General features: G+C 43.7%; 15 protein-coding genes and 1 pseudogene. 8 read left to right on the plus strand and 8 right to left on the minus strand.

The genetic code is table 11. From position 1 onward, the window contains the following. From C5745_RS00365 to C5745_RS00375, 3 genes are read left to right on the plus strand one after another with little or no spacing between them, the layout of a single operon-like run. Positions 1-1,593, plus strand: coding sequence for a SusD/RagB family nutrient-binding outer membrane lipoprotein (locus C5745_RS00365; protein WP_243403194.1), 1,593 nt, complete (start codon positions 1-3; stop codon positions 1,591-1,593). A gap of 60 nt (positions 1,594-1,653) precedes the next feature. After that, positions 1,654-4,203 carry a carboxylesterase family protein gene (locus tag C5745_RS00370; protein WP_243403195.1) on the plus strand — a complete coding sequence of 850 codons (2,550 nt, stop codon included), beginning with the start codon at positions 1,654-1,656 and terminating at the stop codon, positions 4,201-4,203. Between the two features lie 36 nt (positions 4,204-4,239). Next, complete coding sequence (locus C5745_RS00375) at positions 4,240-5,679, plus strand: alpha-L-fucosidase (RefSeq protein WP_105714976.1); 1,440 nt, start codon at positions 4,240-4,242, stop codon at positions 5,677-5,679. A 356-nt stretch (positions 5,680-6,035) separates the two neighbouring features. Here the strand turns inward: C5745_RS00375 and C5745_RS00380 are convergent, their stop codons facing one another. From C5745_RS00380 to C5745_RS00395, 4 genes are read right to left on the minus strand one after another with little or no spacing between them, the layout of a single operon-like run. Then, a complete protein-coding gene (locus tag C5745_RS00380) occupies positions 6,036-7,112 on the minus strand; it encodes a family 10 glycosylhydrolase (RefSeq protein WP_105714977.1) in 1,077 nt (358 codons plus the stop codon). Next, positions 7,105-8,205: a carbohydrate-binding family 9-like protein gene (locus C5745_RS00385; RefSeq protein ID WP_105714978.1), complete on the minus strand. Its 1,101-nt coding sequence runs from the start codon at positions 8,203-8,205 to the stop codon at positions 7,105-7,107. The genes C5745_RS00380 and C5745_RS00385 overlap by 8 nt, the downstream gene beginning before the upstream one ends. Positions 8,206-8,209: 4 nt before the next feature. Next, on the minus strand, positions 8,210-10,582 hold the full coding sequence (locus C5745_RS00390) for a glycoside hydrolase family 3 N-terminal domain-containing protein (protein WP_105714979.1): 2,373 nt from the start codon (positions 10,580-10,582) through the stop codon (positions 8,210-8,212). Between the two features lie 22 nt (positions 10,583-10,604). Further along, positions 10,605-12,893: a GH92 family glycosyl hydrolase gene (locus C5745_RS00395; protein WP_105715252.1), complete on the minus strand. Its 2,289-nt coding sequence runs from the start codon at positions 12,891-12,893 to the stop codon at positions 10,605-10,607. Positions 12,894-13,076: 183 nt separating this feature from the next. Between C5745_RS00395 and C5745_RS20780 the strand changes: the two are divergent. After that, positions 13,077-14,114: pseudogene (locus C5745_RS20780) on the plus strand (alpha-L-fucosidase); the annotation flags it as partial. Positions 14,115-14,837: 723 nt separating this feature from the next. Next, positions 14,838-15,551, plus strand: a complete 714-nt coding sequence (gene bla, locus C5745_RS20785; protein WP_207795688.1) for a BlaB/IND/MUS family subclass B1 metallo-beta-lactamase — start codon at positions 14,838-14,840, stop codon at positions 15,549-15,551. Positions 15,552-15,745: 194 nt separating this feature from the next. Here bla and C5745_RS00405 read toward each other — a convergent pair whose 3' ends face one another. Then, a complete protein-coding gene (locus tag C5745_RS00405) occupies positions 15,746-16,387 on the minus strand; it encodes a hypothetical protein (RefSeq protein WP_133166259.1) in 642 nt (213 codons plus the stop codon). A 170-nt stretch (positions 16,388-16,557) separates the two neighbouring features. Here C5745_RS00405 and C5745_RS00410 point away from each other — a divergent pair, with 170 nt between their 5' ends. Both C5745_RS00410 and C5745_RS00415 read left to right on the plus strand, forming a co-directional pair. After that, a complete protein-coding gene (locus tag C5745_RS00410) occupies positions 16,558-16,773 on the plus strand; it encodes a DUF2683 family protein (RefSeq protein ID WP_133166260.1) in 216 nt (71 codons plus the stop codon). Continuing rightward, a complete protein-coding gene (locus C5745_RS00415) occupies positions 16,755-17,009 on the plus strand; it encodes a Txe/YoeB family addiction module toxin (RefSeq protein WP_105714982.1) in 255 nt (84 codons plus the stop codon). The genes C5745_RS00410 and C5745_RS00415 overlap by 19 nt, the downstream gene beginning before the upstream one ends. Positions 17,010-17,072: 63 nt before the next feature. On the opposite strand, the gene C5745_RS00420 is transcribed toward C5745_RS00415, so the two are convergent. Both C5745_RS00420 and C5745_RS00425 read right to left on the minus strand, forming a co-directional pair. After that, positions 17,073-17,738, minus strand: a complete 666-nt coding sequence (locus tag C5745_RS00420; protein ID WP_105714983.1) for a hypothetical protein — start codon at positions 17,736-17,738, stop codon at positions 17,073-17,075. Between the two features lie 26 nt (positions 17,739-17,764). Beyond that, positions 17,765-17,962, minus strand: coding sequence for a hypothetical protein (locus C5745_RS00425; protein ID WP_105714984.1), 198 nt, complete (start codon positions 17,960-17,962; stop codon positions 17,765-17,767). Positions 17,963-18,517: 555 nt separating this feature from the next. On the opposite strand from C5745_RS00425, the gene C5745_RS00430 reads away from it, so the two are divergent. Continuing rightward, complete coding sequence (locus tag C5745_RS00430) at positions 18,518-19,255, plus strand: hypothetical protein (RefSeq protein ID WP_105714985.1); 738 nt, start codon at positions 18,518-18,520, stop codon at positions 19,253-19,255. A 63-nt stretch (positions 19,256-19,318) separates the two neighbouring features. Here C5745_RS00430 and C5745_RS00435 read toward each other — a convergent pair whose 3' ends face one another. Continuing rightward, a complete protein-coding gene (locus C5745_RS00435) occupies positions 19,319-21,097 on the minus strand; it encodes an aminopeptidase P family protein (protein WP_105715253.1) in 1,779 nt (592 codons plus the stop codon). Between the last annotated feature and the right edge of the window lie 30 nt (positions 21,098-21,127).

Raw genomic sequence — 21,127 nt, forward strand, 5'->3', positions numbered from 1 at the left:
ATGATGAAAAAGTTTTTTATTATAATAGGGTTAGTTTCCACCTCATTTGTGACCCTCTTTACTTCGTGTAAAAAAGACAGTTTCGATGAATTCTACAGAGATCCATCAACAACAACAGAAACAACAATAGATAAACAGTTTGCAGGGATAACCTATGATTTTAGAGAATTGATTTTTCCTAGCTACTGGAATTATTTCGTTATTCTTAGAACAACCGCAAATCGCTATATACAGGCCGTCGGATGGCAAAATGGGCCAAACCAACTACTTCCCGGTGCTGCGGGGGTTCAGGATAGGTGGGCTAACTACTACAGGGGACTCGCTCAATACAAGGAATTTGAACGTGTTTTTGCTGCAGAGCCAGAAGAAGAACAGGAACAGTCACGTATATATTATATCGCTGCCAAAATATTGTTCTATGATCAAACCCAACAAATGGTAGACCTGTATGGAAACTTACCCTGGTCCAAAGCAGGGACGTTGAACGCTAATCCTGCTGATTATACGACATCGTATGCAGCATACGACAAAGGAGAAGATATATATACGATTATCTTGGATGATTTAAAGGCTATCAGTACAGAATTAAATACCTTGACTATTCCCCAGGTAGTAATGACTAAATTTAGAACACAAGACATCATAAACGGTGGTTCTTTGGATCTTTGGAAGAGGTATTGTAATTCCCTTCGTTTAAGGATGTTAACACGCATATCGGATGCTCCTTCGTTTTCTTCAAGAGCACAAACCGAGTTAGCAGAGATCATTGGCGATCCATCGACATATCCGCTTGTCACGACCAATGATCATAACATCCAATTGGAAATTTTTGATAACACTAACGACGCTTACCATTCAAGAGGGTTCAGGGACGGGATAGAGTCAGAGAATGGCAACATCGCCGGAAAAGCCATGATCGATTACATGGTTGATAAAGCAGATCCTCGTTTGCCTTTTATGTTTGAAAAAGGTGCACTTTCTCCAAATGCATATGTGGGATTGGACCCTACCTTAACTACAGGTGCACAACAACAATTAATCAATGGAAACAGTGATGGAGAATCCATTTTGTCTATTTATAATCGTTCCACTTATTCAAGAAATCAAAACTTTCCAGGAATAATCATTTCCGCTTCAGAAGTCAACTTTTTGCTTGCAGAATACCATGTTAGGAACAGTGGAGATGCCCTAGCTAAAGATCTATTTGAACTAGGTATTAAGGAATCTATCGCTATGCTTCAGCAAATTAGACAGGGTAGTAATAATGACGATGCCCCAGCCCCTACTGCTCCGACATCCACTGCCATAAATACCTATATTGCAAACGTTGGCTGGTCAGGCAACAAAATCGAATTGATTGCCAGACAGAAATGGCTGCATTTTAATATTATCCAACCATTGGAGTCATGGGCGGAAGTTAGACGCTTAAACTATCCGACATTTACGTTCAGAGTCGAACCTGCAGATTTACAAAAAGAAGTACCTAATAGATGGATGTTACCATCATCTGAGGTTACCTATAATACAGATCATTATAATGCAGTGAGAGATCAGGACAATGTAAACAATAAACTTTTTTGGGATGTAAATTAAAACGATTAAGTAAAAGAGCCTGTAAAATCAGGCTCTTTTACTATTGACATTTTGTAAACTATGGTTAAAAAAAAACATATACTGTCTATCAGCTACCTATTTATAATTTATAGTAGCCTCTTTCCCTTCTTAACATATGCGCAGAGCACTTACCATTTCAAAGAAGCGCTCTACCTACCTCTCCCCCATACTTATGGACGGGAGGCCATGTATACGGACGAGTTTCTTTGGAATTACTATAACAATATTGTTAGCAAGCCGAAAGCAGGACAAGATATACAAGGCGAATTAGATCCCGAACAATCGACTTGGATACCGCTAATAGCGGATACGTCTGGTTTTTTCCGTCCTTCACCTGGCGCTGGGGGTAATCTTCGCAATCCCAACAACCCTGCTGGACCGGGAAGAATCGAAAGGGTGTCAGCAACAAGGTCTAATCAGCCGACATCATTTCAGCGGCGAGGATACGGAACGGGCTATCTATACATCACATACAATGCTTCAAAAATCCAAGATGCCGTATTAAATATAAAGGGAAACAGCGCTGTACTTGTCGATGGTGAGCTCCATGCAGGCGATCCCTACCGTATGGGTTGGATGAACATACCGATCCGCTTAAAAAAGGGAATCAATGAGTTTTATATTCGAGGTACGCTGGTAAGTGCGCAGCTACAGTTCCCTACTCGCCCTATATACATCCAAACAGAAGACGCTACGCTACCCGATATTGTGCTAGGGAAAGATCAAAGGAATCTGATAGCCGGTATCGTCGTCGTTAACACATCAGCGGAAACACTTAACGATTTACACGTCAACAGCACGATTAAAGGCGTTCGGGCTACTGCAGAAATCCCCTCAATTCCCCCTCATAGTACCCGGAAGATTGCGGTACCGCTCAACGCATCACTTATAAGCGAAACGAGCAATGTAGCTGCCCGTATCACCTTATCTCAAAAGAACGAAACACTGGATGAGCAGGAAGTCAGCTTACGTGCCCTGAAAGCTGATCAACCCTATCGTGTCACATTTATTAGTGAAATCGATGGCAGCGTGCAATATTACGCCGTAAACCCCGCCATAGGAGGTGAAAAAGCAAACGATGCGCTTTTCTTCTCCGTCCATGGTGCCGGTGTCGAAGCGATTGGACAGGCGCAGGCTTATAAAGCAAAAGATTGGGGAACACTGGTCGCACCGACCAACCGTAGGCCACGCGGATTCAATTGGGAAGATTGGGGACGCCTCGATGCATTGGAAGTGCTTACGCTTGCCAAGCAAACGCTACAGCCCGACTCTCAACGTATTTATCTTACCGGCCACTCTATGGGCGGACATGGAACTTGGTTCCTCGGAGCAACCTACCCGGACAAATGGGCTGCAATCGCCCCCTGCGCCGGCTACCCAACGCTGAAAGGCTACGGATCTGCCGACGGCATCGTTCCTGAACAGGGGCGAAACGAAATGGAGAATACCTTGCTGCGCGCCAGCAATCAAAGTGATGTGATTGCCTACGCTACCAATTATAAGCCCTTGGGGGTTTATGTGCTTCACGGCGATGCGGATCGCACCGTGCCAGTATATTACGCAAGGCAAATGCGGGAGGTGCTTGGTCAATTTCATCCCAACTTCAGTTATTACGAATATCCCGGTGGATCACACTGGTACGGCGACGAGAGCGTAGATTGGGAACCCCTATTTGATTATTTTAAGTGGCATAAACGCAAAGCGGACACAGCCGTTCATACGATCGATTTCAAAACGGCCAATCCAAATATCTCCGCCACGTATTATTGGGCATCTATATGGCAACAGCAGACGCCATTGGATTATGCGCATCTTGTCCTTCATCGCGACGTCGAGAAAAGCCAGATAACAGGAAAAACAGACAACATTGAGCTGCTACAATTAGATTTAAGCATCTTCCCAAAGGGGCAGACTGTTCAAATTTTGCTAGATAGTCTAAATGAGCTCAGCTACACATGTCAAGATAATAACACATCGATTTTTCTACAAAAAAATGCCAACACCTGGCAACTTCTAGAGAAGCCGTCCAGAAGCGATAAAGGGCCACATCGGAACGGAATCTTTAAGGAAGCCTTCAATCACCGTATGGTTTACGTATACGGCACCAACGGAAACAAAGAAGAAAATAAATGGGCCCTAGCCAAAGCTCGCTATGATGCTGAATCGTGGTATTACCGGGGTAACGGATCTTTCGAGATCATTCCAGATCACGAGTTTCAGGCAGAAAATTACCTTCATCACAATATTATTCTAGTTGGCAATGCCAAAACAAATAAGGCTTGGTATGCATTACTAAACGATTGCCCAATCGTTGTCGATGCGACGGGGGTTACAGTTGGCACGGAATACCACAAAGGAAATGATCTCGGCGGATATTTTACCTGGAGAAAACCAGGAAGCGACACACATACCGTCGGAATAATAACCGGTACAGGCATTAAGGGTATGCAAGCCGCAATGGCCAATCAATATTTTGCTGGGGCCAGTGGTTTCCCAGATTATATGTTCTTTCGTTTTGATATGTTAAAAAACGGATCTGATGGTCTTGTAGATGTTGGATTCTACAACAATCAATGGAAAGTTAAATAATTTATATCTTGAAACGTCTTAAATGAATATACAAAAATGACATATACACGAAAAAGAAATCTGCTTTTATCACTCATTAGTTTATGCTGCTTGTCGGCCTATACCCAAGAACACAACGTATCCGCAGGCTATCAGAAGCCTACTGACCCCGCTGTTCTTGAAAACTTAGAAACGTGGCAAGATCTGAAATTCGGCCTCTTTATGCATTGGGGTACTTACAGCCAATGGGGGATTGTTGAAAGCTGGAGTCTCTGTCCAGAAGACGAGGGCTGGACCCAGCGTAAACCCGAACATGGGGAAACCTATTTTGAATATGTGAAGAATTATGAAAATCTACAAAAAACATTCAATCCAGTTGATTTCAACCCACAAAAATGGGCCAATGCTGCAAAAGCAGCCGGAATGAAATACGTGGTTTTCACGACGAAACACCATGATGGTTTTGCCATGTTTGACACGAAAGAGTCTGATTACAAGATTACGTCGCCTAACACGCCGTTTTCTACAAACCCAAAAGCAGACGTCACCAAAGAGATTTTCTCCACCTTTAGAAACGAAGGTTTTAAGATTGGCGCTTATTTTTCCAAACCAGACTGGCACACCGAATATTACTGGTGGCCCTATTTCCCTCCAAAAGACCGTAACGTAAACTACGACCCGTTGAAATACCCTGACCGTTGGGAGAAATACAAAACATTCACCTATAACCAGATAAACGAGCTGACGTCTAATTATGGTAAAGTTGATATTCTTTGGTTGGACGGCGGCTGGGTGAGACCATTCAAGACAATAGATCAAAGCGTTGAATGGCAACGTACCATTAAAGTGGAACAAGACATCGACATGGATAAGATCGGAAATATGGCGCGTAACAACCAGCCGGGAATCATTGTGGTAGACCGGACCGTTCCAGGAGAATGGGAAAACTACGTCACTCCGGAGCAAGCGATACCCGAACATCCCCTCGATATCCCGTGGGAAAGCTGCATCACCATGGGTAATTCATTTTCCTATGTCCCGAACGATCACTACAAACCCACCCAGAAAATCGTAGAAACATTGGTCAAGATTATCTCACGTGGCGGGAACTATCTGCTGAACATCGCTCCTGGCCCTAATGGCGACTTTGATCAGGCTGCATACGACCGTTTAGAAGAACTGTCGTCTTGGGTGGCAATTAACGAATCCGCGATTTATGCGACTCGTGCCATTGCCCCCTACCACGAAGGAAATTACTATTATACCCGTAGTAAAGATTCCAGAACCGTGAATGTGTTCCACCTTTCCGAAGATAAAGAATATCAGCAACCGGAAACATTCCAGTTTACCATACCGGACAATTTCGAGGTAAAAGATGTAAAACTCTTAGGCTATAAAGGAAAGATAAAATGGACTAAAAACGACAATAAATTGATAATTAAAGCACCGAAAATGGATGTGAAATATGCGAGTGTCATTCAGTTGACATCGAAATAGAAACATTTTATATGCAACTTTTTTCTAAAAAGTTGCGCAAAAATCGTCGCTTCGTATGTTTTACATTTGGGGCAATACTAAGGATGAGTGTGTACAGTTGTAAAACATCCGGAGGCGACCTCGAAGGCTAAAGAAGGGATACTACAATTGCATGAACCCTCCCTTAACTTTAATTGTCGCATCCAGATATTTGAAGTATGTAGAAGGCTATCCTTAGTCTATCCATTCCTCTCAAATATCTGAAGCGACGAGTTTCTTTTGGTTTCTTTTTTTTTCCTCAAAAAAAAGAAACAGCCATGCCGCGGCTCGAGTGGCAAAGAAATTTGCTTAAAAAAATGGTTCTTTTAGCTCTAGCACTATCTAAAAGACCGCAGCAATTCAATTGTTGCGGGATCAAAATCCGACTCGCCAAACAGAGATACGCCGGCAGCTCCATTATCTTTTGCTAACATGATGCCCTGTCGCAATTCCTCCAAATTCTTAAAATCCGGCAGATACAAACCGGCATATAGCGGAAATTTACCATGTAGTCCCTCTACCCCTTCCGCTACCGCGGTACCGATCCAATGTACAGGTTCTTTGTAAAAACCATGATAGATCATCGGAAAGACACCCGATAGATTCCAGTTCGTCCAATCTTGACGCACGATCCTCCTAGCCAAATCCGGCGTGGGAAATACCGCTGCCGTAACAGGTTTTTTGTATTCTTTAGCTACTGCACAAATGCGGTTGACCACTTTATTGATTTGTCTATAACGAAAAGATCGCCAAGACGGGCTTTGCTCGGGCCTTTCCACCTTATCGATATCGATGCCCGTTTCCTTCAGAAACGCCTCCTTGCTATACTTACTATAACAAAAGTCATAAGCGGGCAGCTCGGTAGATTGATCCAAATCATAGTTCTCCCATAAATTAACAGGCAGTACCACATCCGGGTAGCGGATATAGTCCAGATGCAAGCCATCTACATCTTCCTTTTCCATTTGCTCCCTTGCCTTTTCCTCCAGGTATTTCGGTACATCCGGATGCGAGGGACATAAAAAACGATAATACCCAACATAGGGTGGCTGGTCCGCACAGGATTGTCCTAGTCGATTAACGGCGTAATATTCGGGATGTTTTTCCAAAAGTTCCTTTTCCCCTCGGTTCATCGTCCACATCCAACGATGGGTTTCCAGCCCGTACTCTTTCGCCAGCTGAAAATGCCGTCTGCTGTAATCTTCAAAAAATATGCCCCGAATTCCAACATCCTTATAGCTTTGGTAACGCTTTTTGAGCTGTTCTGTCGTATCACTGTCCTGCGGCCTTACCCAAAGCCAAAAGTCAAATAACAGGGAGCTACTATTGTCAGCGCTCCACAATTCAACAGGCTTTAACTGCAATGCAGCCATTCCTAAACCCGCTGTCTTAATAAAATTTCTTCTGCTATTCATAGTTAATAGTGTAATGTCCGAAATTATCCAATGTCACCGTAAGACGATGCTTTAAGTCCTTTACTTCTACAACATATCCTGCTTCACGACGGTTAGAAAATATTTCATAAATCAAATCTGTCCGATCCATATCCAGCAGACGTTGATACCCCTTGAGTTCCGTAATACCAGCAGCAAAATGTTTATGCTCTTGTTTGTACAACTGCTGCAGATAAAAAATATTCCACACAGCTTTTTCTGCGTCATAGGATCGGGGGAATGCAACTTCCGTATCAGAAGAATCAATAAACTTCAGATATCCCCACCTTTCCGGATAATGCATATTGATAATCCCAATTGGTGACCATACCCAATTATCTTCTGGCATAAGTTTGTTGTTTTTGGTCTTTCTGGAATACGCACCGTCGTTAAGCTCGTGTTGCCATTGCACGCGCGAAAAATTAATCCTCCAATAATCACCGAGCTTCGGAATAGCTTTTCTGCTGAAAGTTGTTAAGGAATTAAAAGGAATTGCCATTTCAATAGACCAATATTGATCCGTATCGTCTGGATCGTTTAATGTTCCTTCTACATGAACGGCCGATTTCAGGTTTTTGACATCCCAGTGCATCAAAGCGTCACCTCCAAAACGATACGGTTTGGGCATGACCAAGTCCAGAATCGTGTTCAACGGATTAACTTCTATTTCGTAATAAAAAGACGGTTGTTCGAAGGGCTTTATGAAGATTTCAAAATCGTTATCATGGTAGATAATGGTATCGCGTTTGGTCAAGTATCCCCAAACATGAGGCTCTTCCATTCTTGCATAGATAAATAGATGCGTGTCGTCCCACAACATTTTGACTTTTGTCGTATAGACCGGAACCGCCTTTGCATCACCTTCGATATCGACAAACGCTTCCGTCCACGGAGCCAGAGCCCAGGCCTTTTCATCATCCTTGCCATCTATTGCAATGGGCATATTAGTCTTCATCACCCCGTAGCGTCGTGGCGAAGCTTGCATATTTTCAACTTGAGCTAGATTTGTCTGTGCATGTAACCCTGATACCGTTAACAAAATGGAAATACTACTGAATAACCCGAGTAACCACATAGCCTTAAAATTTATAATCCTTTTCCAACTCGAACCTCTCCATCAACAGCGTATTATCCGAGGATGGTCCGACAAGTACCTTAAACCTTCCCTTCTCCGTTTTCCATTTCCGGTCAGCTCCCCACAACTTCAGATCCGCCTTCGTCAGTTCAAAAATAAATGGCTGGGTTTCTCCCCTTTTTATCGACTGACGAGAAAAACCTTTCAGTTGTTTGACAGGCGTAACCACACTGCTTACCTCATCGACTATATAGAGTTGCGCCACTTCCTCTCCGTCGCGATCCCCGACATTCTTCACATCGAATCGGATAGAACATGTAAAGTCATCATCCCCTTCTTTGATCTCCACCTGTAGGTTATCGTAGGCAAACTCAGTATAGCTTAAACCGTATCCAAAAGCATATAACGGTTTTGCATCGATCTCCACATAATCGTGGTGCTTTGGTTTCAGCTGATTGTAATATACGGGCAGCTGCCCAACAGAACGCGCAACCGAAACCGGCAACCTGCCTGCCGGATTATAGTCGCCAAACAGCACATCTGCAATGGCCATTCCCCCCTCCTGTCCCGGATACCAAGCGTTGATAATCGCGGGAACATGTTCTGCTGCCCAATTCAGGTTCAAAGGCCTTCCCATGATAGTCACTAAAACAACTGGTTTACCCGTAACCACGATGGCCTGCAGCAAAGGTAACTGATCTCCAAGTAAATCCAGTGTCGCCCGGTCAAACCCCTCCCCACTTTCCATATCACTGACAGACGGTGCCGCACTTTCGACGTGAGCGGCTCCCGTGGCCTGATAAGAAGTTTTAAAATCCCGCGCGCTCGAACCACCCAATACCACAACCGCAACATCAGCCGAATTTACAGCCTTTACAGCAGAAGCGATATCCGTAGCACTCGTATCGCGAATAGCGCAGCCTTTAACGTAATCTACATAGGTATTTTTAGACACCGCAGCACGCACACCTTCCAATACCGTTTTTATCTTTTCCGTTGCCTGCGGCGCCGTGTAGTCGCCTAGTTGGTTATATATATTATCGGCATTGGGTCCGATTACCGCGACCCGATCCAAGGACTTGCTCAGTGGTAAAAGATTAGATTCATTCTTTAACAAGACAATAGCCTCCCGGGCAACCTCTCTCGCTATAGCGATGTGTTCCGAAGTGCCCACCTTCTGTTTCACTAGATTTTCATCTACATAGGGCTTTTCAAAAAGACCCAAAGCAAATTTCTGGTATAACAAACGCGAAACGGCTTTATCCACGTCCTGTATATCGACCTGTCCTGATTTCACCGCTTCCAATAGGTTCATTCCGAAACCCGAACCACTCAAATCCACGTCCAACCCGGCTTCTATGCTTTGTTTTGCCGCGTCAACCGCATCCCCTGCGGTGGCATGGCTACCGGTCAGACCGGAAATACTCAGCAGATCCGATACCACGAATCCTTTAAAGCCCCATTGCTTCCTCAGAATTTCATCTAACAACCAAGGATTCGAAGAACAAGGGACTCCGTCAATCGAATTATAAGCTGTCATTACAGATCCCGCACCGGCTTTTACCGCCTGTTCAAATGGAGGTAAAAAGCTCTGAAGCAAAGCCCTTTCGCCGACACTTACACTACCTCCATTATGACCACCCTCCGGAACACCATAAGCGACAAAGTGTTTCAGCGTAGCTATTATTTTATCCTCGTCTCCTGCGATCTCGCCTTGGAATCCCTTTACCATAGCTTTCCCCATCTGCCCAACCAGATAAGGATCCTCACCATAAGACTCTTCCGTTCGCGACCAACGCGGGTCTTGCGCCAAATCCAGCACAGGCCCATAACCATTCTTTCCTCCAACTGCATAAGTCTCCCGTGCAATAACCGATGCCATTCGTTCAATTAGCCGCGGGTTCCACGTGCTTGCTTGTCCGATCGCCGTAGGAAACACCGTAGCACCGATGGCCATGTGACCGTGCGGGGCTTCTTCCGATAAAAGTAACGGAATTCCCAGGCGCGTACTATCTACCATATAGCGCTGTATCGCATTCGTCGCTTTCGCGGCCTCCTCTGGATTTAATCCATTTTCCAACGTTTTTTGTGTCCACGGGTCGGCGCGCAAAGTAGCCCAAAGGAGTCCGATGTGCTGTTTTTTAACTGCGTCTTTTAATTTATCGCTAACACGTATGCCTGCCTCATCTTTCTCATACATCTCCCAGCCCAGTAGCTTCGAAAGCTGTCCTACTTTTTCTTCCAACGTCATCCGTCCTATTAGATCCTGAACCCGGTCTTCGATAGGCAATTGACTATTTTTGTAGGGTAAAACCTGCGCTTGGAGCCCGCCTCCAACGCACAATAATCCACCTAATATTATGTATTTTAATTTCATCCGTCTAATTTAAAACTTCCTCCTAACGAGCAGACTTCGGCCTGCTTTCTGCTGTCACACCAAAAGTGGTCGAAGGCGCATTTCCCATATCGAACTCAAGCTTGCCACCTTTCATTAAGTCTTCGTATGATATGTAGGATTTTGTATATGGTTCCCCATTAAGCCGAACCTCCTGGATATATTTATTTTCTTTACTATTGCTATGCGCTACAAGTTCCAAGGTTTTTCCTTCACCCAAGGCAACCGTTGCTTTATCAAACAACGGGCTTCCAAAAATAAAAGGGCCTCCAGCCGGCGATACCTGATAAAATCCTAGCGACGATAGCACATACCAGGCTGACATCTGCCCTACGTCTTCATTACCGGAAAGGCCGTCTACTTGATCTGTATACATCGTTGCTAAGGTTTCCCGAACACGCTCCGCAGCCTTCCAAGGTTGGCCTGCATATGGATACATATAAATCACATGGTGGCTTGGTTCATTTCCATGGGCATATTGACCGATCAATCCGCTGATGTCCGGCGAGGCGTCTTCCCCCAAATCCCCTTCCACTACAAACAAAGAGTCCAACTTCGCGATGAACCTATCCTCTCCGCCGAAAAGATCCATAAATCCATTGACGTTATGTGGTACCAGCCAAGTATACTGCCAAGCATTGCCCTCGGTGTAATCGTTGGCCAAATGTGCAGAATGAAAGGGGTCAAACGTGCCTGGCCTAAAATTCCCCTCCGAGTCTACACCACGCAAGAACTGCAAATCTGGGTCAAAGTAATGGTGAAAGGCGTCGCTGCGCTTTATAAAATAATCATAATCCTCCTGCTCCCCCCGTAATTTAGCCACTTGAGCCAAACTCCAGTCTGCAATAGCAAATTCCAATCCCTTAGCCACCGATTCCACTTCTTCTTTATCGTAAGGGACATATCCATATTGCTTATGCCAGTTAAGTCCTCGATCGTCCTTCATGGCTGAAACTTTCATTGCCTCGTATGCGAGATCCTTGTCAAATCCTTCTACCCCTTTCAGGTAAGCATCCGCTACGACAATAATTCCCGGATTACCAACCATACAATCCGTCTCATTTCCTACCAAATGCCAAACAGGAAGCTTGCCCTGCTCCTGGTAGATACGAAGCATGGAATTCACCATGTCCGGTACACGGTCCCGATGGATAATGCTCATTAATGGATGTGCTGCTCTATAGGTATCCCAAAGGGAGAAGGTCGTATAATTTTCGCCTGTCGCCAACTTATGTGGTTTAAAATCGCTTCCCATATATTCGCCATTCACATCACTAAATACCGAAGGCGCGATCATCGTATGATAAAGCGCCGTATAAAAGATTTTGCGCGCAACGGTGTCTTTCGTTTCAATTTTTACTTTCTGCAGCTGTTCATTCCAAGCCGCATCTGCCGCTTCTCTCGTTGCAGCGAAGTCCCAACCAGGAAGTTCTTCTTGCAAATTCAGTTTGGCGTTCGCTATACTCACTGGCGACAACGCTACTTTCACCATCACCTCTTGAAATTCTTCTACTTCCCCAAAACCAAGCTCCGCATATGCACGGGAAGCCGTAATGCTATTTCCTTCCTGGATAGCCGTACTGTCAGCTAATCGCGTACTAACAATCGGTTGCGAAAAGGTCGCCGTAAAGTAAATCTTTTGGTTTTTAGCCCAGCCCTTTGAATATCGATAGCCGGAAACGACGGTATCATTCTCTATGGTTATCTGGCCTTCTTTCTCGCCTTCCCAACCTATACCCGCATCGAGATTCATCAATACTTTTGGTGTTTCATCCTTTTTATAGCTGTATTTGTGAAAGCCTACACGCGAGGTGGCCGTCAGTTCTACATCGACATCGAAGCGATCCAGATGCACAGCATAATAACCCGGTCTGACGCGTTCGGTGTCTCGATTAAATAGTGAATAAGCTCCGGTCTGCTCATCACCATGCTCTCCGCGGTCAAACCGGATATCACCGGTAAACGGCAATAACACAATATCACCCAAATCACCAATCCCCGTACCACTCAAATGTTGATGCGCAAATCCGATAATCGTCGAATCAGAAATATGATAGCCCGAGACCCAGTCCCAACCAGTCGAAAGGTTAGACGGTCCGAGCTGAACCGCTCCATAAGGAACATTTGCACCCAGGAAGACATGTCCATGTCCACCGGTACCGATATAAGGATCGACGTGCGCTGTTAGTGAACCCGATTTTTGATATTCCGAACCTGTACCACATGATCCCAAAGTCTGGAGTATCCCTCCAAGAAAAGCTAGTTTCGCTACAATATTGTTAAAATTCATCATCTTTAATTTTGCCACAGCCCGAAGCATTCTGCGAATTACATCATACATCACTGTTTGGTTCCCTAAAATAAGGTTTTAGCAGACAACAAAAGCAACTATACGCACTTTTTTACAAGTTAAGGGAGGGTTTATGCAATTGTATCGTCCCATATTTGCTATTTTAGAGGTATTAAATTTCTAAATATGTTTCAACAAAGGAAGCTTAAAAGCTATTTCGCTATCATTATATTGTATTTTTTAAGTATTTCCGCTACACAGGCGCAGTCTTCCCGCACTGAATGGTTCGAAGACGCACGTTACGGCATGTTCATCCATTGGGGACTGTATAGCGCTGCCGAGGGAATGTGGAAAGGAGAACCGCTGCGGTATGCCAACAATTACGCAGAATGGATCCGATACCGTAACCGTATCTCCAAAGAAGAATACGGCGAGCTGGCCAAACGCTTTGTTTGGGATAAGATTGACCCTGAAGACTGGGTCTTGCTGGCTAAGGAATCGGGCATGAAATATATCATCATTACCGCAAAACATCACGACGGTGTCGCCTTATGGAACACGAAAGTAGGGAATTATTCCCTATCCAAATTATCTGGTGCAAATAGGGACGTCATCAAGGAAATTGCCGACGCATGCCGTAAGCATGATATGAAACTTGGTTTCTATTATTCGCATTGGATCGATTGGGAACACCCTTATGCCTGGGATCACAACCAAGAACTGACTGGGCACGTCACGGACGAACAATTCAACCAGTATTGGCAGGAAAAGGCGATTCCGCAGATGCGAGAACTGCTGACTAATTACGGCGATATCGCTATCATGTGGTTCGATATGTGGATTCCCTATGAAAAGACAATATTTAAACGCGAACAACTGGAACAAGCGGTAGCGCTGATCCGCGAATTGCAGCCCAATTGTTTGATAAATTCCCGATTGGGATTGCCAACGGATGCCAACTATGTAGACTTTGAGACTTTAGGAGACAACCAGTTCGGCACAAGCTACATCGACCACCCCTGGGAAACACCAGGCACGATAGCCCATTCGTGGGGCTACAACGGGCAAGAAAAAAACTGGAAATCAACAGGCCAACTTTTTGAATCCCTTATCAGCAACGTCGCACTTAATGGCGGCTTTACCTTAAATATCGGACCAAGAGCCGATGGTTCGGTGCCCTATGAGAGTATCAGCCGGCTACGCGATGTCGGTAAATGGCTGAACAAATACGGTGAAGCGCTTTACAACAACACGGGACTAGATCTGCAAGTCAATCAACACGATTGGGGCAAAATCACAAAAAGTAGAAAAAGTAATACGGTTTATCTCCATGTATTCAATTGGCCACTAGACGGAAAGCTTCGTCTATCAGGAATAAACAGCAAACCTCAAAAAGCAGAATTGTTATCCGCCGATGGAACCCGACCCTTATCGTTCAAACAATATGGTCCCCTTACACATATACAGCTACCGCAGCAACAGAGCGATCCGTTCGTATCGGTCGTGCGCCTGACGTACGATTCCATAGAAACGGTTCCATCCATTGTTGCAGAGTCTACTTTTGGCGGTTTTGCATTAACCGGTCGTAATGCGCAGCATAAGGAAAAGCTCCAATTAATTGAGGAAGATTATACGCGTCCGGCTTATGTACAGACAACTGGCGGGAAAATAACCTGGGAACTGTATCTTCCCGAAGCTGGCGTTTACCACATCGATCTATCGGCGCACAACCCAACCAAGAAAAATATTGTGATATCAATAGGCATATCGGGTAACAATTTGCAGGCCGCTATTACTCCAAACGGAAAGGTCGTTGCAGAGCCCAATGAAGACAATTACACGGATGAATTCGTGGACACCCCTATTGGCGAAATTACCGTCGAGCAAGCAGGTCGATACAAGGTCGAATTTCAAGCAAAAGAAAATCAAGAATTATGGCTAAACCGGATATGGATTGACAAGGTCGAACAAAACGCTTACCAAACGAATGCAGTCGCACAAGCAAAACCACTTGTCATTGAAAAAATTAACGACAAGCTTTATCTCTACACCACTTATCAGGAGTATGAAGGCACAAAGGTGTCTGCGAACGCATTGTACCTTCTTACCCAAAAAGGCGCTATCCTCTTTGACACGCCTTGGGACGCTACACAATACCAACCGCTCCTAGACAGTATCCAGGAAAAGCACGGTATGCCCGTCATTGGTGTATACGCTACCCATTGGCATGAAGATCGTGCAGGCGGTTTCGGTTATTACAACAAAGTCGGCATCCCGACTTATGCCACAACGCGTACCAATGCATTATTGCGTGCCAATGGTAAACCGCTGGCCACGCGTAAGATCGAAGAGGGAAAAACCTATTCAATAGGTGGAGAGTCTTTTGTATTCGATTTCTTCGGACCGGGACATTCCCTAGACAATGTTGTCGTCTGGTTTCCCAAATACAAGATCTTAGATGGTGGCTGTTTTATCAAGAGTGCCGACGCCAAAAAGCTCGGTTTTACGGGCGACGGCGATGTCAAGGCATGGAAACCTGCTATGGCAAGACTACTAGCCCACTATCCCGAGATCAACTTGGTGATACCTGGCCACGACGACTGGAAAGTTTCCCAAAAGCATATTGACAACACTTTTAAGCTTTTGGACGAGGAGCGCTAAAATAGGCTTTACGGACTAGTGCTCCTTTGTCTGTCAGTCTTAAATTTGTTATCTTGCATTATTATTAAACAGCTTTAAATCTGAGAGCAATCTTATTTTTTGCAACTTTGGGATTAAAATGTGCAGATCAAAAGAAATCCCTCGCTTAGAATACCTACAAAGTTAATAGAGACGAATCATTATTAGGTTATAACTCAATAAAAGTATCGATCTAGGAGCTCCCAGAAAAACTCTTCGTCCGTGCCGTATTGCTCCAGGATGCGCTTCCGGGTTTCCTTACCAAACTGAATCTCATTCCCAAAACTATCTTTATAAATCCACCTATCGAATATATCTTTATCGAAAGAAGCCTTATTGCTATCCCGAGTGTACTCTAGGCCTCCCCTCAGATTTCTTTTGAGCCGAATTTTGGAGCCATTCACCCGCTCTTCCACATTGATATGCCCGAAGATATCCTTTCCTTCCTCCAGTTTATAGCTTTTATTATCCTCAATTATAGTCATATCAAAGATATCCACCTTGAAAGTAGCCCTATAGTCGGCGTGTCTACTATTCTCCCTTACCAATCTCCTTAGCAGTCTGACCTGAGCATCCTTATTTCCTCTCAAACCAGGTTCTATTTTGTCTAGATACTTCTTTTCGTACTGCAGCTTATTATTACGGCTATCTGTAAATATCAAGTCATCAAATATATTTTTTTCGAGACTGGCCTTATATCTTCCGTCGGCAGATTTATACTGGAGTGTTCCAAAAATGTCCGTGTCTATAGCACCTCGCTGTGCAAACAGAACAGAAAACGACAATACCAATGCCACACAAATGAAAAGCTGCTTCATATCAACGAAATCTTTACAAGGATAGACTATATACTTGAGAATTGGTTTATTCTCTTTCAATAAAAACGTCAGCTCAAACTTGGTTAAGGATACAGCGTTGGCCACTTATCTATATTCAGATATGGATTAGCTATTTTGCATAATTAATGATAATTCGTATATTTGATCGTATGGACACTGTAGTAATTCATCCTAAAACTAAAGAGCAATTGGCAGCAGTTAAAGCTTTTGCTAAGGCGCTGAAAATGGAGTTTGAAATAACGCAGCCAACTAGCCAGTACGACCCAGAATTTGTCAAAAAAATTCTAGACGCGGATAAATCCGCTAAAAAAGGCAATGTCACTAGAATTAAAGATGCTAAAAATATATGGGCAGATATTCTGTAGACATTGAAAAGAAAGCAAAAAAGCAATTAGCAGACGTTTACAGGTCAGGCAATAAAGCAGATATAAAAAAGATCGAAATTATAATTGCCGAACTCGAAGAACATCCTGAAACAGGCACCGGTAACCCCGAACAATTAAAGTATGAATTATCTGGTTTTTGGTCAAGACGAATTAACGCTAAAGATCGGATCATATACACGATAGACAAAAGGGTTTCCTATTTCCTGCGGGTGTAACCTCCTTGGGAAATAGTCATAAGGTGTAGGGTTTGCAAATGGCATATAATATAATCGAAAAAGTTAGTAATCTTCGTGAAAACAATACCTATCTCCATTACTTCTTACCACTATTTTAGCTTGTTGAATCAAAAGATAGACACCTTGTTTAACGTGTTGAGGACGAATCCGATGATGGTATAATTCCGTTTTCTTAATACGTTCAAAAATGTCGATGGCTGTCTGCCTGACTTTAAAAAAGTTAAGTTTCAGCAATTTCTCCAATTCTATGCGCACATGTAATAATGTGTCTGATTCTATTTGAATATCCTCGTCTTTTTTCCATTCTTCAAAAACCAGCGAAGGTTTAGGAGGTTTCTTTTTACCAACTGCAAACTCCCAAGGGATCGATATGTTATAATTCTTCCACTGTCCCTTGTCTTCAATAACTAAACGAACCATTCTTTCTTCATTTATTTCATAATCATTCTTATGAAATTCCATTCTCTCGGTAAAAACCTCGCCGTATATTCTCCTTATTAATCCGTCTTCTTTTACCAAGAAATCGTCTACTTTAAACATTTTTTCAAAATCAGCATAGTAATAAGGAGGTTTTCCGAGAAGGAAAGATAAATCCTCCACAGTCCACTCGTTATCTAGTCGCTTTTTCAAACATGCGTACCATGCTTTAAAATCATGTGTATACATCATGCCAGAATAGGAGACGTTATTCTTCGATTCTATATCCATTGTGCTCTAATTTTAAACTTTTATACCTAACCCCACAGCTTCTCTAACATGATCATATCGTACGTTCTCAAAAATGGGCTCTGCAAGCCCCTCCTATCTGCCGGGTTCATCACTAAAATTAAGTGCTGCTGCTCCTTACTTAAAAAAGAATAGGAGAAAAGAAAGATACGGCCCAGGTCCATCTGTTGCACCAACCGTTCGACTAAAAGTTGTTTGTTTGCCATTATCGATTTACAAAGAGTTAGTTATACATATATTCTATACAAACATACAGATAAAGTAACAATATACAAATTATTTATATATTTTTTCTATACGTTAGTTAGCTTTATTCATATTATTGAACAGAAAATATGACAGCGTTAGGAGAATTTTTAGCAAAGCGATCGGTGAATATGGTAGCCAAAAGAATAGGCCTGAACATAAAGATAAACCGGCGAAGAATACTTTGGAGCCGTTCGTTAATTCTTCGCCCTAGCGTCTGCATGAGGCCGATACCTCCCCGTGGTGAGCCCGTCTTGAGTCCGTGTTCCAGTTGAAGTCAGTATAGTTGCATCTTTCTTGCATCACCCGAACATCCCGAACGTCGGCCCAAGTAAGACCCTTGTTATATCAAAGCCCTACAAAGGAAAACCTAAACAAGCCCTTGTTGCTATTTTCATATTGCCTCTCGAAGCCACATTATGAAGTTCTAAAATACCCATCGAAGGTTGGTTTCGATTCTCCTAAAAATCAAAAAAAGTTATTAATCAACAACATATAACAATTAACTTCGGGGTATGGCAGTAAATGAAAATGGATATCTGAGAGGACAGGTGGGAAACTTGGTCTCTCGCAAAGTAGGTACGAAAAACATTGTACAGACCAAACCAGGTCGTAAAATTCGACAAACGGAATCTAGTAAATCCGCAGCCACTGACTTCGGATATGCGAGTGCTGCCGGAGCGTTAATCCGTAACGCCTTCGTGTCCACCCACCGGCAATTGTGCGACGATAAAATGCATAATCGCTTGATAAAATATGTACAGCGTGTTATGCGCACCACAGCTCGACCTATATTAGGCTATAATAACATAGAAAAAGGTAATATCAGCAGATTGGTCGGTTTCCAGTTTAATGAAAACTGTCATTTGCACGATTATCTCTATCTTGATCCGATAGTAAACCTAAGCGATAAAAAAATTGATGTCCATTTCCCGGAATTTTATCCAACTGAACATTTGCTTTTACCGAAAAATTGCAGACATATAGTGATGCAAATCGAGGTCTTTGGCTTTCTATTCAGGAGACGAAGCTATTTTAGACAAGGTGTACATGAGATCGAAATTGATATACCCCGGGAAGGTAAAACAGTAGAAGAACAAACAGTGGTTTTCGATGCCCCTTCGGAGCCATACGACACCCTTTTAGTGGCTTTAACGATATTGTATTTGGATGGAAACGGACCCCGAAGTTTTCTTTACAACAATAAGAATCTTCATCCTGCAGCTATCATAGGTGGTTTTAATTATCAATAGAGCGAGACATGCTTTCCGCCAATCTCGCTCGTATTTAATTGATTATTATTTCATCATACCCCGTTACGAAATACTTTTCGTCTTATCCTTCAGCCACGCCGTCTCCTCGTCGCTTAAATGAGGGGCTAACTTTTCGAACACCCACGCGTTATACTCGTTGAGCCACGCTACATGTACATCATCTAACAACGATTCATCCACCAGGTCTGTCGCGATATAGCAGATGGTCATGGTCTCAAAATCCATAAAATCACCAAATTGATTGGAAGCGATTTCTTTACTCAACACTAAGTTCTCGATACGAATACCATATTTACCCTCACGATATAGTCCAGGTTCGATGGACGAAATCATCCCTTCCTCGACAGGAATATCGACATTTGTCGGATTGAAAGTATGTGGCCCTTCATGTACATTTAGGAAAAAGCCTACCCCGTGTCCGGTGCCGTGTCCATAGTTGCGTAATTCATCCCAGAGTGGACGTCGTGTAAGTGCGTCTATCTGGTATCCCCGGGTGCCTTTCGGAAATACGGCTGTCGATCCCTCGATAAGAGCCTTTAACACCAACGTATAATCTTTTTTCTCCTCTTCGGTGATATTCCCCAACGAAACAACCCGCGTAATGTCGGTTGTACCATCCCGGTATTGTCCACCCGAATCCACCAACAATAAACCCTCGGCTTTTAAAGCTGCGTTACTTTCTTCGGTTGCTTTGTAATGTGGTAATGCACCATGCGCGCGGTAACCGGCAATCGTATCAAACGAAATATCCACGAAATCTTTTCCCTCGGCACGTATATGCTGCAACTTATCGGCAATCGAAATCTCCGTTAATTCTCCCTGCCGCACTTCTTCTTCCACCCATTTGAAAAAACGTGTCATGGCTATACCGTCTTTAACCATGACATTTCGGGTATGTGCGACCTCCACCTCGTTCTTCACCGCTTTCATTAACGTAGATGGATTAAGGTCTTCTACTATTTTAGTTGATTTCGGAACCGCATCGTACATCGCGAAGCAAGTCCGTTTGGGATCCAGCAAAATGGCGTCAGCGTCTAACGACGAAACTGCTTGGAACGCTTCAGCGTAAGGTTTTATATGTACACCTGCCTGCTCCAATGTTGCTTTATCCTCCTCGCCCAATTTATCGGGATCGATAAAAAAGGTCGTTTCATTCCCCTTTAACAACACGAATCCCAACACCACGGGATTACATGGCACGTCATTCCCCCGGATATTTAATAGCCACGCCAAATCATCTAAAGAAGAAACGAGATGTGCGGACACATGTTTAGATTTCATTTTCTGACGGACGCGATTTAATTTATTTACCGTACCCTCCCCTGTAGTGGATTCATCCAACAGAAATGCCGGAGATGTCGGTAGTGCTGGTCGGTTATCCCAGATGGTTTCCAAAATATCTACATGTCCATTTACTTGGATATCCAACGGTAAAAGAGCATCCTTCACGGCTTGCGCTAAGGCAACAGAGGCTAAATTACCGTCGAACGCCACGTTGCTACCGGCAGGGAGTTGTTCCGCCAGCCAATGCGCATATTCCGCCGCACCCTGCGTCTTCAATTTCACAAGCTCGAAACCTGTTCCTTCTAATTGTTCACCCGCCTGTACGAAATACCGTGCATCTGTCCATAAACCCGCAAAATCTGCGGTAATAGCCAACGTTCCTGCCGAGCCCGTAAAACCGGAAGCCCAAGCGATACATTTATAGCGATCGGGTAAATACTCGCTGATATGCGGGTCTGAAGACGGAATGATATAAGCATCAATCCCTTGCGACTTCATCTCTTTCCTGATAGCATCTAAGCGTTCTCTATATGTCATATTCATTCATTTCTGGTGTTTGGCAAGTTA

This window comes from Sphingobacterium haloxyli, assembly GCF_002980525.1.
Classification (GTDB): Bacteria; Bacteroidota; Bacteroidia; order Sphingobacteriales; family Sphingobacteriaceae; genus Sphingobacterium; species Sphingobacterium haloxyli.

What these genes read in the sequence shown, in the direction of transcription:
- C5745_RS00365 (WP_243403194.1), top strand. Translation starts at nt 1, where the DNA reads ATGATGAAAAAGTTTTTTATTATAATAGGGTTAGTTTCCACCTCATTT.
- C5745_RS00370 (WP_243403195.1), top strand. Translation starts at nt 1,654, where the DNA reads ATGGTTAAAAAAAAACATATACTGTCTATCAGCTACCTATTTATAATT.
- C5745_RS00375 (WP_105714976.1), top strand. Translation starts at nt 4,240, where the DNA reads ATGACATATACACGAAAAAGAAATCTGCTTTTATCACTCATTAGTTTA.
- C5745_RS00380 (WP_105714977.1), bottom strand. Translation starts at nt 7,112, where the DNA reads ATGAATAGCAGAAGAAATTTTATTAAGACAGCGGGTTTAGGAATGGCT.
- C5745_RS00385 (WP_105714978.1), bottom strand. Translation starts at nt 8,205, where the DNA reads ATGTGGTTACTCGGGTTATTCAGTAGTATTTCCATTTTGTTAACGGTA.
- C5745_RS00390 (WP_105714979.1), bottom strand. Translation starts at nt 10,582, where the DNA reads ATGAAATTAAAATACATAATATTAGGTGGATTATTGTGCGTTGGAGGC.
- C5745_RS00395 (WP_105715252.1), bottom strand. Translation starts at nt 12,893, where the DNA reads ATGATGAATTTTAACAATATTGTAGCGAAACTAGCTTTTCTTGGAGGG.
- C5745_RS00405 (WP_133166259.1), bottom strand. Translation starts at nt 16,387, where the DNA reads ATGAAGCAGCTTTTCATTTGTGTGGCATTGGTATTGTCGTTTTCTGTT.
- C5745_RS00410 (WP_133166260.1), top strand. Translation starts at nt 16,558, where the DNA reads ATGGACACTGTAGTAATTCATCCTAAAACTAAAGAGCAATTGGCAGCA.
- C5745_RS00415 (WP_105714982.1), top strand. Translation starts at nt 16,755, where the DNA reads ATGGGCAGATATTCTGTAGACATTGAAAAGAAAGCAAAAAAGCAATTA.
- C5745_RS00420 (WP_105714983.1), bottom strand. Translation starts at nt 17,738, where the DNA reads ATGGATATAGAATCGAAGAATAACGTCTCCTATTCTGGCATGATGTAT.
- C5745_RS00425 (WP_105714984.1), bottom strand. Translation starts at nt 17,962, where the DNA reads ATGGCAAACAAACAACTTTTAGTCGAACGGTTGGTGCAACAGATGGAC.
- C5745_RS00430 (WP_105714985.1), top strand. Translation starts at nt 18,518, where the DNA reads ATGGCAGTAAATGAAAATGGATATCTGAGAGGACAGGTGGGAAACTTG.
- C5745_RS00435 (WP_105715253.1), bottom strand. Translation starts at nt 21,097, where the DNA reads ATGACATATAGAGAACGCTTAGATGCTATCAGGAAAGAGATGAAGTCG.